General features: G+C 59.2%; 15 protein-coding genes. 2 read left to right on the top strand and 13 right to left on the bottom strand.

The genetic code is table 11. From position 1 onward, the window contains the following. Positions 1–133: 133 nt before the first annotated feature. From fabI to A7317_RS10345, 12 genes are all read right to left on the bottom strand, one after another. Positions 134–919 carry an enoyl-ACP reductase FabI gene (gene fabI, locus A7317_RS10400; RefSeq protein ID WP_069075725.1) on the bottom strand — a complete coding sequence of 262 codons (786 nt, stop codon included), beginning with the start codon at positions 917–919 and terminating at the stop codon, positions 134–136. Between the two features lie 36 nt (positions 920–955). After that, positions 956–1660, bottom strand: coding sequence for a lysophospholipid acyltransferase family protein (locus A7317_RS10395; protein WP_024074752.1), 705 nt, complete (start codon positions 1658–1660; stop codon positions 956–958). After that, a complete protein-coding gene (locus tag A7317_RS10390; protein WP_069075724.1) occupies positions 1657–2691 on the bottom strand; it encodes a hypothetical protein in 1035 nt (344 codons plus the stop codon). Before A7317_RS10390 ends, A7317_RS10395 begins: the two co-directional genes overlap by 4 nt. After that, entirely contained in the window at positions 2688–3896 is a 1209-nt protein-coding gene (locus A7317_RS10385; protein WP_069075723.1) for a beta-ketoacyl-[acyl-carrier-protein] synthase family protein, read from the bottom strand. The genes A7317_RS10390 and A7317_RS10385 overlap by 4 nt, the downstream gene beginning before the upstream one ends. After that, the gene (locus tag A7317_RS10380; RefSeq protein ID WP_024074749.1) at positions 3896–4150 is read right to left on the bottom strand and encodes an acyl carrier protein; all 255 of its coding nucleotides are present in this window, start codon (positions 4148–4150) and stop codon (positions 3896–3898) included. Before A7317_RS10380 ends, A7317_RS10385 begins: the two co-directional genes overlap by 1 nt. Positions 4151–4174: 24 nt before the next feature. Continuing rightward, positions 4175–4789: a methyltransferase family protein gene (locus A7317_RS10375; RefSeq protein WP_155766390.1), complete on the bottom strand. Its 615-nt coding sequence runs from the start codon at positions 4787–4789 to the stop codon at positions 4175–4177. Then, the gene (locus A7317_RS10370; protein ID WP_168233302.1) at positions 4770–5675 is read right to left on the bottom strand and encodes an NAD-dependent epimerase/dehydratase family protein; all 906 of its coding nucleotides are present in this window, start codon (positions 5673–5675) and stop codon (positions 4770–4772) included. The genes A7317_RS10375 and A7317_RS10370 overlap by 20 nt, the downstream gene beginning before the upstream one ends. Before the next feature lie 16 nt (positions 5676–5691). Beyond that, complete coding sequence (locus A7317_RS10365) at positions 5692–6264, bottom strand: histidine phosphatase family protein (protein WP_024074746.1); 573 nt, start codon at positions 6262–6264, stop codon at positions 5692–5694. After that, on the bottom strand, positions 6261–6989 hold the full coding sequence (locus A7317_RS10360; RefSeq protein ID WP_144113499.1) for a hypothetical protein: 729 nt from the start codon (positions 6987–6989) through the stop codon (positions 6261–6263). Before A7317_RS10360 ends, A7317_RS10365 begins: the two co-directional genes overlap by 4 nt. An 82-nt stretch (positions 6990–7071) precedes the next feature. Next, on the bottom strand, positions 7072–8226 hold the full coding sequence (locus A7317_RS10355; RefSeq protein ID WP_024074744.1) for an aminotransferase class I/II-fold pyridoxal phosphate-dependent enzyme: 1155 nt from the start codon (positions 8224–8226) through the stop codon (positions 7072–7074). Positions 8227–8233: 7 nt separating this feature from the next. Next, positions 8234–9208, bottom strand: coding sequence for a GNAT family N-acetyltransferase (locus A7317_RS10350; RefSeq protein ID WP_172831346.1), 975 nt, complete (start codon positions 9206–9208; stop codon positions 8234–8236). 106 nt (positions 9209–9314) lie between these two features. Continuing rightward, the gene (locus A7317_RS10345; protein WP_069075719.1) at positions 9315–9899 is read right to left on the bottom strand and encodes an acyl-homoserine-lactone synthase; all 585 of its coding nucleotides are present in this window, start codon (positions 9897–9899) and stop codon (positions 9315–9317) included. Positions 9900–10238: 339 nt separating this feature from the next. On the opposite strand from A7317_RS10345, the gene A7317_RS10340 reads away from it, so the two are divergent. After that, complete coding sequence (locus A7317_RS10340; protein WP_024074741.1) at positions 10239–10952, top strand: autoinducer binding domain-containing protein; 714 nt, start codon at positions 10239–10241, stop codon at positions 10950–10952. Here the strand turns inward: A7317_RS10340 and A7317_RS10335 are convergent. Then, a complete protein-coding gene (locus A7317_RS10335; RefSeq protein WP_024074740.1) occupies positions 10949–12118 on the bottom strand; it encodes a XylR family transcriptional regulator in 1170 nt (389 codons plus the stop codon). The genes A7317_RS10340 and A7317_RS10335 overlap by 4 nt on opposite strands. Positions 12119–12258: 140 nt before the next feature. On the opposite strand from A7317_RS10335, the gene xylA reads away from it, so the two are divergent. After that, a complete protein-coding gene (gene xylA, locus A7317_RS10330; RefSeq protein ID WP_024074739.1) occupies positions 12259–13575 on the top strand; it encodes a xylose isomerase in 1317 nt (438 codons plus the stop codon). Positions 13576–13648 lie beyond the last annotated feature (73 nt).

The raw sequence follows: 13648 nt of genomic DNA, 5'->3' as shown, positions 1-13648 counted from the left end.
TGGCGCGGTGCCCAGGCACCGCGCTGTCCGCCGGCAAGCCTCCATGACCGCAGGCTGACCCGAGCCCCGGCTTGGGCGCCTGCTGCCGGGCCTGAGACTCGGGCCGCAGGTCAAGGCGACGTCCTGACTCGCTTCACCCGCCCATGGCGGTGGTGTTGAAGCCAGCGTCCACATACAGGATTTCACCGCTGATGCCGGACGCCAGGTCGGAGCACAGGAAGGCGCCAGCGTTGCCGACCTCGTCGATGGTGACATTGCGCCGCAACGGCGCCTGGGATTCGCTGGTGCTCAGCATGGCACGGAAGTTCTTGATGCCCGACGCGGCCAGGGTGCGGATCGGTCCTGCCGAGATGGCATTCACGCGGGTACCTTCGGCCCCCAGGCTGCTGGCCAGGTAGCGCACGCCGGCCTCCAGGCTGGCCTTGGCCATGCCCATGACGTTGTAGTTTGGCATCGTGCGCTCAGCCCCCAGATAAGACAGCGTCAGCACATTACCCTGGCGGCCGCGCATCATTGCCCGCCCGGCTTTAGCCAATGCCACCAGGCTGTACGCACTGATATCGTGGGCACTGCGAAACCCTTCGCGGGTAGTGACCTCGGTGAAGTCACCGTCAAGTTGCTCAAGCGGCGCGAAGCCCACGCAATGCACGATGCAATCGAGCGCGTCCCAGTGTTGGCGCAAATGCTCGAACACCTGCGCAATTTCATCATCGCTCGCCACATCGCAGGGCACGCACAGGGCCGCGTCGGTGCCCCATTCCGCGGCGAGCGCCTGCACGCGCCCCTTGAACTTTTCATTCTGATACGTGAACGCCAGCTCGGCGCCCTCGCGATGCATCGCTTGGGCAATGCCTGACGCAATCGACAAGCGGCTGGCCACGCCAACGATCAGCACGCGCTTACCCGTGAGAAACCCCATTGTGTGCTCCTTGCTGTGCGATACGACCGCGGCTCGCTATGGCTGAACCACAGGCAGCGCGTTGTTGATAATCTCGCGGGCGTGATTGGCCAGCTGCTTGGCGCTCATCGCCGCCACCTCATCGGCTTCGATGGGCGGGTGGGCGACGATGCTGACGTGGGTACTGCGCAAGGCGTTGTAGGCAATATGGTTGACCGCCGGGCTGATCGTGACGGGAATGATCCCCACCCCCATATCCTTGGCAATCCGAAAGGCCCCGGTCTTGAACGGCAGCATCTGGCCGCCATGGTTTCGCGTGCCTTCGGGGAAGATCCACAGCGATGTATTGTCGGCCACAACCCGCTTGGCGATCTTGCGCAAACTCTGGATGGACGCCCGTGGGCTGTTGCGATCAATGAACAGGCTGCCGGTCAGCCAATACAACTGCCCTACCAGCGGCAACCACTTGAGGGATTTTTTACCCACGATCACGGTGCCGGGGTTGAGCGCTTGCGCCACGATCAACACGTCATAGTTGCATTGGTGGTTGGCCACGTAGATATACGGACGCGTCGTGGGGATGCTGTCAAAACCACGTACATCCACGCGCACCGAGAAGATCTTATTGATCACCGCGTAGGCCCGACAGGCCACGTAGAGGTTTCTATTCTTCGAGGGGTTGATCAACATGTAGAGGCACAGGAACGGAAAACTCAACACGATCAACACCAACACCAACAGCCCCCTGGCTAACGCAATCATAAGCTACCCGCTTGACTCGAATGATTGGGCGCGGTTAACGCAGCCGCTTGAAAAGCGTTACGCTGAATCAGTGCAACGCCATAAAAACCTTCTTCATCCACACAGGCCATCACCCCACCGCCTTGCGCCGGAATGCTTTTGGCCAGGTGCGCCAATTGATAGGCGCCGACCAGGGACAAACTCAGCGCCTTGGCCCGGTCCAGCCTGTCGACCGGCATACCCAGGGCGTCGCTCAACGCCACGCAGGTCGCCGGCCAGGCATCCGGTGCGGCCAGGCTCACGCGCCACTCCGCCGGTTCAACGCCCTGCCCTGCCAGACACCCGCGTATCAGCGCGCCCAGGCTGGCCGGGTCGGCGGCGAGCAGTCGCCCGGTGACACAAGCCCGCACGACGAGCCCGGGCGCCTGCGTGTCGGTACTGGCCTCGAAGCTGAACACCGCCGCGGTGTCCGGCCGTTCTTCGGCGGGCCGTTCAATCGCGCGCAGGTAGCGCTTGCCAAACTCACCGCTGAAGGTTTCCAGCGCGGTGGCGTAGAGACGCTCCGAGTCGCCGCGCCGGGCAATCCTCAAGGCTTGAACCAAGGCGTTGTAGAAACTCAGCTCCTTTGCGCACAACGAGACGTTCGCGCCCTTGATGCCGTATTTGATCGCCAATTGACCCAACGACGAATTGATCACGGTATTGGGGATCTGCGCCGGGTTGACCTGAAAGGCAAAGCGGTTGTCGTTGGATTCCTTGATCAACTGAATGACGCTGTCGATGGAGCCATTGGACGTCGCACCGATAAGGGCCGAGCGCACCAGGGTGTCACCGTGGTTGTCATCGTTGACCAGCGCCATCGCCGCCAGCAGCAACAAGGCTTGGCGGTCGAAGTTCTTCAGCTCACGCCCGCCTACCAGCTCGCCAGCGGCCAAGTCCCACGCAGGCCGGGTGCCCCGGTTCAATTCGACGCCGCCGTGCTCGAACTCACCGGGCATTTGCAACATGACCCAATCACGCAGGATCAATCCAACGATAGCGTCGCCCGTCATTTCAAATTACCGAATACCAGAATTGAATTATTCCCGCCAAAAGCGAAAGCGTTGTTGACCACCACATCGACCTTGCCCGCCCGGAACCCCTGGGCAACCACATCAAGAGGGATGTGCGGGTCCTGCTCGGTGACATTGATCGTCGGCGGCAGCCCCTCGCTCAGCGCCAGCATGCAGGCAATCGCGCCAAAGCCGGCCGCGGCGCCCATGCTGTGGCCCATCATGGACTTGATCGAACTCACCGGCGGCGGCGACGCGCCGAAGACCGCTTCGATGGCCTGGTATTCGTTGCTGTCATTGGCCACGGTGCCAGTGCCGTGGGCACAGATATACCCCACCTCAGCCGGCGCCACTGCCGCCTTGGCCAACGCGGCCTGCAGACACTCGCCGACACGCTGGTGATTGAGCCTGACCATATGGTCGGCATCGCAGTTCATCGAAAACCCCAGCACTTCCCCATAGATCGGCGCGCCCCGACGCAGCGCCCGCTCGTAATCCTCAAGCACCAGGGCACTGCCACCTTCGGCGGTCAGCACGCCTTTACGCCCGGTATTGAACGGCGTGCAGTCTTTGTCGGTCATGCTGCCCAAGCGATGGAAGGTGGCGAAGGTGGCCTTGTAGACCGCGTCACTGCCACCGCACACGGCAATATCGCAGTCCCCGGCCTGGATAGCCTCGTAGCCAAAGATCAGCGCGGTGTTGCTGGCCGAGCAGGCGTTGCCGATGGTGAGTGACTCACCGGTCGAACCGATTGACCGGAGCACATCACGGCTGATTTCAGAGGCAAACACCGGGTCGACTGACGGCTGTGGGTCCGACTGGGGGTCGGCCATGGCCGTCACCATGCTGTCGATCCGATCAGACTCGCCATAGGTGGTGCCGAAATAACAATTGACGCGCTGGCCGCGAATTGCGGCGCGCTCGATACCCGCGTCGGCCAGCGCCAGTTCAGTGGCGGCAAGGGCAAAATGGCTGGCAGCCCCGGCGTGCGCGAAGGCGGCAAAATTCGGGATCAAGGGGCCGACCGGCGCTTTCACTTCACAGCCGTATTTGCGCTCGAACCGGTCGGTGTCGATTTTGCAAAGCGGCGCCGAGCCATTGACCCCGGCTTTCAACGCCTGGAAAAACGCGGCTTTGCCGATGCCGATCGGACTGACCGGCCCCAGCCCCGTGACCACCACCCTCCTGCCCTTGTCGGCGCTCATCATGCACACTCGGCCGCAGGCAAGGTCTCGTGGATAAACCCGAGAATGGAATCCACACTGATGATCTGCGGCAGATAGGCTTCATCGACCCGCACCTGGAAAGCCCCCTCGATCCCCGCCAGGATTTCTATGCCTGACATTGAATCGGCACCATACGCCTCGACAAAGTTTTCGTGGTTGCGAATCTCCTCGGCATTGACCCCCAATACCTTGGCGACGATCTGCTTGATTTTTGCTTCATGCACAGTGTTCATAAACGCTCCTTTTAAATAACCGAGTCAGATAACAAACGGGATAACTTTGAAACTATCGAACTGGTACTGCCTGTAGGCGGCACCGAAATACCCCAGCAGCATTTTCTCCTCTTGACTCACGCGCTTGAGAATCAACGCAAGTGCCAAAAAAAAGATGACCAGTGCCGCGTAGATACTCGTGTACAAGGCAAAGCCGGTCACGATCAGCAACGTGCCCAGATACGCCGGATGCCGGATATATTTGAAGGCGCCGACCTTGACCAACTGATGATCGGCAAGTACCCGCAGCGAGTGGGAAAAGTGCCGCCCCAGGACGATCTTTCCATGGGCACGCAAACCGATCCCACCGGCGATCAGCAACGAGCCGACAAGGTGCAACAGCACATCGCTGCGCATCAGCAACTGCAACAACATGACGATCGATATGGCACAGGACACCATGAAGCCGCTCTTGATGCCTTTATCGAAGGTGCTGTCGCTGTCGGTTTCCTGGAGAAAATACAGCTCTGCCAGCAGCAGGACACTGGCCATGAAGATTGGCACCACGAATGTCAGGCCGGCGTAATACATGAGGACCGCCGATGCACATGCCAACGGCGTCAGCAGGCTTAACGCCACATCAACCCTGAGCGTTTTCAAAGTAGTCTCCTATCAACGCCGACACCCTGAGCGGGGTCTGGATCACGTCTACACCGCTTTCGATGTGCCAAGGGCAGACAAACAGATCATTGAAGCGCGCCCATGGAAACAGCTTGCGCCCGCGCCTGAACCGGTCCATGAACGTCAGCACTTTGTAGACCTTGGCCAACCCGTGCACGCTGACCGAACGTAACCGGGCACTGCGCGCCAGTGGTTGCAAGCGGGCATACACTTCGCCCACCAGGTCGTTGTACGTCACCGTGCGGTCACTGAGCAGGTAATACGTGTGCAGTGCCGGGTCAGGCACGCGCGCCAACCATTGGATAATGCAGGTGGCAATACTCTCCACCCCAATCACATGCAGGGCCGGAAGTTGGCCGGTGACCTTCGGCAGCAGCTTCAACCGGCACATCGAAATCATCGGTAGCAGGTTCTTGTCATGCCGCCCCAGTACCGTCGGCACGCGCAATATCACGCCCTGCACTTTGTCGCTATTGAGGTGAATCACCTGCTCGGCCGCGTACTTGTCATCGGCGTAGGCATCCACTCGTTGCTCTGGGTTGTGGGCTTTGACGCTGCTCAAATGAAAGAATGGTTTCTTGCCCGTGGCACCGGGTTTGATCGCGGCCAGTATCTGCTCGGTAAGGGCTTTGTTACTGGCGCCGGCCGTGCCCAGGCGGCTAAGCCCGATGCCGGTGCAATTGACAATGCAATCACACTCGTCGACCAGCTTATCGAATGCCGGCGAGCCGATTTCGCACGCCGTGTACCCCGCCCTGGGCGAACGCGAATGGCGGATAACGTCAATCCCCGGCAATGGGTCAAGGCGTTCGTAGACCCCTCGTCCGATAAACCCACTGGCGCCTAACAGCAGTATCTTCTTCACGTGCACGCAATCCCTTTCATGGGGTTAAGGTTTCGACCGTGAAACACCCTGAGCGATAAACCGTATGCGCCTGCATACCCTGCTTTTGCAGGCGCTGGCGCACCGATCGCAGGAACATGCCGTGGGACACGACGACCACGGTCTTGCCCGCCTCGGTGCTGGCGGCATAGAGCTCGTCGGCGACCGCGGCCGCTCGACGGTACTCGTCCTTGCGGGAGGCCGCGCCCAATGAAATGCCCAGCAGCCAGGCCACCCGATGCAGGGCGAACCATTGCCTCAAGCCCATCGTCACCCAGGGAATGGCGCTCAAGCGCAGGTCGTACTCGTGCAAGCGGCTGTCCCGCTGGACACGCTGCGCATCGAACAACCGGCACGCCGTGGCATAGGCCCGGTTGACGGGTGAAGACAAGATGGTGGCCTCGGCGCTCAATAGCGGCTGCGACAACGGCGTACGGTTCAAGAAGCCGCTGATTTCGTCTTCTTCGATCAGGGCGGTGTGGTTGTATTCATCCAGGCGGACTTTGGCCAGTGCGGCACCGCAGCGCGAATAGTCGACCTTGGGTGAGGCATGGCGAATCAGATAAATCACAGCAGGTACACCCCCGTCACGATGGCGTTACCGACCAGGAACAGAAACGGCGTATCCCAGGTGTGCGGGGATTTGGCTTCCGTCAGCGTCAGTGCAAGTGGGAACACGGCGCAGAGCAGGAAAAACTGTCCCGCTGAAAAGTACTGCTCGAATGCCACGCAAAACACCATCGACATCACAAACACAGTGGCCGAGCCTTCAAGGGTTCGCTTGAATTTCTTATCGACAAAAAAGCCTTTCGCAACGTACTCGTGCTTACCAAAACGGACACCCACCGGCTCTGCCAGCCCGTCACCGAAGGTGGTGGCCAGGATCGTGATGTATATCAACTCCACCGGTACCCCGAGCGCCAACCAGCAATACTGGGTCACCCACAGCACGAACAACCCCGCCACGGTCTGGCTCACCAACCAGGAAAGGGTGTGCGGCGAGTCTTCCGGGCGATCAATACTGGCAAACATATGTTGGGCGGTGAGGGACCGACGACGAGACCATCCACACATCGCCAGGAACAGGATGGCAGTCGACACCATCGACAGCAGCAAGCGCTCATGGGTGCTTTGAATATTGAACAAGGCGAAAAACAGGCTGGGCAGCAGGAACATCGCAAAGTGCCCGACTTTTCGTGTGTAGTTCACCCGCACGCCTCGGTTGAGCACCAACAGTCCCAGGCCTTTACACAACACAAAATAGAAAAGCACGATGCCCAACAGAGCCGAAGCCACCTGAACCATTTCATTACCACTTCGTTGACGGATTAAACAGCGGACGCAGGCGCCCGCTGGCATTGGGGAACCGACGGCGGTCTCAGATCACGCTGCGCAGGGCTGTAATGCAGTAATCCACATCGGCCACCGTGTGGTTGTACGTCAGGCACAGCCTGATCCGGGACTGATGGTTGGGTACGAAGGGCGGCACAAACAGCGACCCCATGATGCCTTGGTCAACCAGCTCGGCATTGACCCGTGCGGCCTCCATCGGGTCCTTGAACACCACGGGAATCACCGCCGTCCGCGAGCTGAGTTTGTCCACGCCCAGGGCGCTCAGTTGTTCGTGGGTGTAGCGTGTCAGTTCAGCCAGTGCCTGGCGGCGTTCGGCGCCCTGCGTGGCATTGATCTCAAGCGCGGTGCACGATGCCGAAGCGACACCCGGCGACACCGAGCGCGAAGCGTTATAGGTCGGGCAACGGAACCGCACCCGTTCGGCGAACGCCTCGTCCTTGAACACCACGAACCCACCGGAAGAGCCGAACGCCTTGCTCATGGTGCCGACAATGTAGTCAACCTGCGCGGCGACCCCCGCCGACTCACAGGCGCCCTGACCGGAGTCGCCCAACATCCCCACGCCGTGTGCATCGTCGATGTAGATTTCGAGTTGCGGATGCACCTGCTTCAACGCCACGATGGCGGCAAGATCGGCCACATCCCCGTCGGCGGAGAACACGCCGTCGCTGATGATCAGGATTTTCTTGTCCTGGTTGAGCTGCACCAACTGCCCGAGCATCTCCACGTCGCCGTGGCTGTAGGCCCTGAACGGGCAACCCGATAGCTTCACGCCGTCCCAGATCGAGACATGGGACAGCTTGTCCAGCAAAATCAGATCGGCACGCTCAGCGGCCAAGGGGATCACCCCGAAGTTCGCTTGGTACGACGTGGTAAACATCAGCGTGGTGCGACCACCGAACAAATCACGGTAACGGTTTTGCAAGCGCTCGTGGTACTCAGTAAAACCACTGAAAATCATCGGCCCGCCGATGTTCGAACCGTACTCGCGAATGGCCGCGATGGCCGACTCTTTCATACGTTCGTTATTGGACAAACCCAAGTAATCACACGACGCAAAGTTCAACAGCGTGCGCCCGTCGGCGAGGGTCATGTCGCGACCACAGGCCGAACGCACTTTAGGGAAGTAGGTGTAATAACCCAACTCTTTCGATTTGAAGGCGACGTCATCTATGCGCATAACACTCTCATTCAGCCGGCGTGGCATATCTATAAATTCGATAAGCGCGTTCATGGCAAACACCCTCTTGAGTCAGGTGGCGCATGGTGCGCAGTACCATGATGTTATCTTCGAGCATCCAAGACACACTGATGCGTCCGCGTCCGACCACACTTAATGCAATCGCGGATAACTTCAGCGTGAGCGCAACCGACAATCCCTTGCGTTGATAAGCCGGCGCGACACCGGTGAAAAACGCCCGGCCATATAACCCCTGTTGATTCAAGGCGGGTGCAAACATAGTGAAACCGACCACTTCACCGTGCCGCTCGGCGATCAACGCAGAAATATTATTGATATTGCGCGCCGCCACTTCAAACTGCCCTTTCGACGCCAGGCTATAACCCCAGTTGCGTTCCCAGGCGCGGTTATAACAGTCGGCCAATTGCTGACTCTTGGCGACCAGTTCATCCTGGCCACAATGAACAAACTGGATATCGGCCAATCGTTGCGTGAGTTTGTCTTCCAAGGCCTGGTATTGATAACCCTGGGCAGGCGGTTCAAAGACAATCTCGATCAGGTCTTTTTCTTTGTGGAAACCCGCCTCGGTCATTGCATCCGCGAGTGCCAGCGTATTGGCGGGCAATGAAAACACATTAAAGTCGGACTCGAACGTACGCAGCCCGCGCTCAATCAGGAATGAACTGTGGAGGGGGCCGACCAACTCAGTCACCTGCCGGGGCAACAACCGCGAGCTGTTTATATAGTCGATTGAACTGTGCATCAGCGCCTGCAAGGCGCTTGCCTGGGGTAACGCGATCAGGGTTGAAAAATAGGCAGTGCCCACCCCATTGATCGTGGCGCGCCGATCGAAATGCACAATGCAAAAGGCAACGAGGTTACCGTGTTCGTCTTGCCACGCCACCGGGATGTTATGTTCGGTGGCCGAATGCTCGCAGGCTGCTATCACGCGCTGTTCAATCTGTTGCTGCGTGCGCCCCACCACCGACACCTGCTGGTCCAGATGCCGCAAGGCATACCAGTCGCACGCGGCCAAACCTATGACTCTGCTCATCGATATTCTCGTCCCACCTGCGTGGCATGGGTGTTCAGGCGGCCAGGCATAAGGCACGGGTGGTTTGGTCGTCGATCTCGATCCAGAAAGGCACAACGCTCTGGTTATCGATCAGGTGTGGCGGTGAAATCCGGCGGGTATTGACGCCCATCCGCTTGAGCAAGCGCTCATTGCCTACCGCACTGAACGCGATCAATCGAAAAGCGCCCTTGGAGCGCGCAACATCAATGACTTCCCGGACCAGCGTTACTGTATTTTTCCAAGCTTGCGCGGCGGTTAATACCTGGCCCTTGGGCTGGCTGATGGCAAACCGGGAAAGCTCCCAGATACCCGGCGAAAAAGGCAGGGAACTTGCACCCATCAAATGCGGAAAAACTTCCCCCAACAAATACGGCCCATTAGTGGGAAGCAGTCGGGCACAACCAAATATTTCGCGATCACGATCACAGGCCACTACATAGACAGTATCTGGACGATCAAACGCATCCAGTTCAATACCCTCCTCGCAATGTAACGGCCAACCCAATGTTTTAACGAATACTTCGTACCGATAGTTAGCCAACGCGCGTGCCATCCCTGGCAAAAGTTCGCCAACCGTCCCTGTTATTGCCGTAAGCATGCCAACTACCCAGCCAGCCAATATGATTAAGCAAGTACAACAAACCCATCACTGTGTGAGTAGCTGCCCAAATGGGCAGGTCGATCGAAGCCCTCGCCGGCCAGGCAGAACTTACGGGTCAAAAACCGACTTTCTAGTACTGCCGTACTAATAAATAATCAAGCTTAATGCGCCGACTACTGACTTCATTTCACCTGCATCCCACGTCGAATGCGGTGTTGCCGACTTTTTCAGGCAACTCGATACCCCGCAACCGCACGCCCTTCATCACCCGCAGAGCCTGTATAATCCGCTCCCGCCTCCCAGCATCAGGGGCGTTGACCACGGAAGGTATTATTGGTGAAAGAATGGCGCGAAACATTAATAGAGGCCGTGTCCGACTGCGCGACCGAACATGAACTCTTCAATAAACTGCACACGATAACGTCCAACTTAGGCTTCGAGTTCTGCTCTTATGGATTAAAAGTTCCATTGCCGTCGAGCGCTTCGCAATATGTACTGATTTCCAACTACCCCCGCTCGTGGGAACAGAAGTACGTCAGCGAAAACTACTTCTCCCAAGACCCCACTGTCGCCCATGGCCTGACCCGCTCCATCCCGCTGCACTGGTCCGCCGCCCAACAGCAGCAACACCTGGCCTTCTGGGAGGAAGCGCGCCATTACCAGCTTAATCATGGTTGGTGCTTGTCGTCGCAACGCGGCCCTAACGCGATTGGATTGCTCTCGGTGTCGCGCTCCAGTGAATACATCTCGACCACGGAACTCGAGCACATCGAGAACAAGTTGATCTGGCTGACACAGTTGGCACACGAATCCATGACGCGCTTCTTTTCCGAAAAGTGCTTGCCAGACATCCACCGCGCCCTGACCGCACGGGAAAAAGAGACCTTGAGGTGGACGGCCCTGGGCAAAACCTATGTCGAGATCAGCATGATCCTCAACATCGACACACGGACCGTGAAGTTTCATCTGGTCAACGCCATGCGCAAACTCCAGGCCAGCAACAAAGCAGAAGCAGCCGTCAAAGCCTCCTTGCTGGGGTTACTTTTTTAGCCCTGCTGGTACTCGCGCGGCGTACAGCCGAACTCGCGGCGAAACACCGTGTGCAGGTACTGCGCCGACTTGAAGCCACACTTGGCGGCAATATCGGCAATCGCCAGTTCGTGGCTTTCCAGGCCCTTGGCAGCGGCCGCGAGTTTGAAGCGCAGGATCTCGTCATGCACGCTGCAACCACGCGCCTTGCGAAAATGCGCTTCCAGGGATGAGCGCGACACACCGACATAGGCCGCCACCTGCGCGGTCTTGATGCCTTGGCAGGCGTACTGCCGGATAAACAGCAGCGCCTGCATCACATACGGATTACCCAAGGGTTGATGCACGCTGGAAGCCTGCACATTGATCGCCTCCGGCGGTACCAGAATCTGCGTGCCCGCGCAGGGTTTGCCGTGCAGCATCTGATGCAACAGCGCGGCGGCCGTACGCCCCATGGTCTCGGTGCCCTGGATCACCGAACTGAGCGGCACCCGCGTCAGGGTGCGGGTCAGCGGATCGTTGTCGATGCCGATCAACGCCACCTCCTCCGGCACCGCGATCCCGGCCGTGAGGCAAGCCTGCAGCAACTGCCGTGCGCGGGCGTCGGTGACGGCGATGATGCCAATCGGTTTGGGCAGGCTGTGCAGCCAGGCGATCTGCTGTTCCACCGCGCTGTCCCACAACGGCGCACTGGTCCCCAGGCCACGATAGACCTCGACGTGCAGGCCATCGCGTTGCAGCAGGCGGCGAAAGGCTTTTTCGCGCTCCTGGGCCCAGCGATTGGCCTGGGCTTCGGGCAGGCTGAAACAGGCAAAGCGGGTCAACCCGGCCTCGATCAAATGCTCATAGGCCAGCTTCATCAAGGCATGGTTATCGGTGGCGACGTAGGGAATGCCCTTGGGGTAGGCGCGCGCATCTTCATAAGAGCCGCCCACGGCCACCACCGGCAGTTTGCAATCGGCCAATGCCTCGCCGATCAGCGGGTCATCGAAATCGGCAATGATGCCGTCACCCTGCCAGCGCTCGATGCCGCGCAGGCGACAGAGGAAATCCTCTTCCAGGAACAAATCCCAGGACGCGCGCGTGCTGCTCAGGTAGTTGCCGATGCCGGCGATGATGCCACGGTCGTATATTTTGCTGCCGTTGAACAACAGGGCGATGCGGTGGACGGGCGGTAGGGTTTTCATTGTTTTTATCCGGGGGCCAGTGGTAACAGACTAGCCCTCGCCACTCAAAATCGCACTACACCTTGGTGATTTTCATAATCAGCAGCCCAGGTGCCGTTGCTAGTATCCAGACATCGCCAAGAACAATAAGGAACACGCCCATGCCGTACTTCCCCGGTGTCGATCAGGTGCGCTTCGAAGGCCCTGCCAGCGACTCTCCCCTCGCCTTCCGCCATTACGACGCGAACAAGCTGATCCTCGGCAAACCGATGCGCGAGCACCTGCGCATGGCCGCCTGTTACTGGCACACCTTTGTGTGGCCGGGGGCGGATATGTTTGGCATGGGCACCTTCAAGCGCCCGTGGCAACGCAGCGGTGAGCCGATGGAAGTGGCCATCGGCAAGGCTGACGCGGCCTTTGAGTTTTTCTCCAAGCTGGGCATCGACTACTACAGCTTCCACGACACCGATGTGGCGCCGGAAGGCAGCTCGCTCAAGGAGTACCGCAACCACTTCGCGCAGATGGTCGACCACCTGGAGCGCCATCAGGAACAAACCGGTATCAAGCTGCTGTGGGGCACCGCCAATTGCTTCAGCAACCCGCGCTTTGCCGCTGGCGCAGCGAGCAACCCCGACCCTGAAGTGTTTGCCTACGCTGCCGCCCAGGTGTTCAGCGCGATGAACGCTACCCTGCGGCTCAAGGGTGCCAACTACGTACTCTGGGGCGGCCGTGAAGGGTATGAAACCCTGCTCAACACCGACCTCAAGCGCGAGCGCGAACAGCTCGGGCGCTTTATGCGCATGGTGGTGGAGCACAAGCACAAGATCGGCTTCAAGGGCGACCTGCTGATCGAGCCCAAGCCCCAGGAGCCGACCAAGCACCAATACGATTACGACAGCGCCACGGTGTTCGGCTTTTTGCATGAGTACGGGCTGGAACATGAGATCAAGGTGAATATCGAGGCCAACCACGCGACCCTGGCCGGGCACAGTTTTCATCATGAGATCGCCACCGCCGTGTCCCTGGGGATCTTCGGCAGCATCGACGCCAACCGCGGCGACCCGCAGAACGGTTGGGACACTGACCAGTTCCCCAATAGCGTCGAGGAAATGACCCTGGCCACGTATGAAATCCTCAAGGCTGGCGGGTTCAAGAATGGCGGCTATAACTTTGACTCCAAGGTGCGCCGCCAGAGCCTGGACGAGGTGGACTTGTTCCACGGGCATGTCGCCGCCATGGATGTACTCGCCCTGGCGCTGGAACGTGCGGCGGCCATGGTGCAGAACGACCAGTTGCAGCAATTCAAGGACCAGCGTTATGCCGGTTGGCAGCAGCCGCTGGGCCAAGCCGTGCTGGCCGGTGAGTTCAGCCTGGAATCGCTGGCCGAACATGCGTTTGCCCATGAACTGAACCCGCAGGCCGTGAGCGGTCGGCAAGAGATGCTGGAGGGAGTGGTCAACCGGTTTATTTATCGGTGACATTTGCGCGACAAATCTGTGCACGGAGCGTCGAAGGACGCTCTACAGTTCTACCCGCATCACGCTGTGTCTT

Source organism: Pseudomonas fluorescens (assembly GCF_001708445.1).
In the GTDB taxonomy this organism is placed as follows: domain Bacteria; phylum Pseudomonadota; class Gammaproteobacteria; order Pseudomonadales; family Pseudomonadaceae; genus Aquipseudomonas; species Aquipseudomonas gorinensis.
Note: the sequence above shows the minus strand (reverse complement) of the source record. Positions and strands in the feature narration are given on the sequence as shown.

Excerpts from the sequence above, each read along its gene's own strand:
- fabI (WP_069075725.1), bottom strand. The coding sequence starts at position 919 with ATGGGGTTTCTCACGGGTAAGCGCGTGCTGATCGTTGGCGTGGCCAGC.
- A7317_RS10395 (WP_024074752.1), bottom strand. The coding sequence starts at position 1,660 with ATGATTGCGTTAGCCAGGGGGCTGTTGGTGTTGGTGTTGATCGTGTTG.
- A7317_RS10390 (WP_069075724.1), bottom strand. The coding sequence starts at position 2,691 with ATGACGGGCGACGCTATCGTTGGATTGATCCTGCGTGATTGGGTCATG.
- A7317_RS10385 (WP_069075723.1), bottom strand. The coding sequence starts at position 3,896 with ATGAGCGCCGACAAGGGCAGGAGGGTGGTGGTCACGGGGCTGGGGCCG.
- A7317_RS10380 (WP_024074749.1), bottom strand. The coding sequence starts at position 4,150 with ATGAACACTGTGCATGAAGCAAAAATCAAGCAGATCGTCGCCAAGGTA.
- A7317_RS10355 (WP_024074744.1), bottom strand. The coding sequence starts at position 8,226 with ATGCGCATAGATGACGTCGCCTTCAAATCGAAAGAGTTGGGTTATTAC.
- A7317_RS10345 (WP_069075719.1), bottom strand. The coding sequence starts at position 9,899 with ATGCTTACGGCAATAACAGGGACGGTTGGCGAACTTTTGCCAGGGATG.
- A7317_RS10335 (WP_024074740.1), bottom strand. The coding sequence starts at position 12,118 with ATGAAAACCCTACCGCCCGTCCACCGCATCGCCCTGTTGTTCAACGGC.
- xylA (WP_024074739.1), top strand. The coding sequence starts at position 12,259 with ATGCCGTACTTCCCCGGTGTCGATCAGGTGCGCTTCGAAGGCCCTGCC.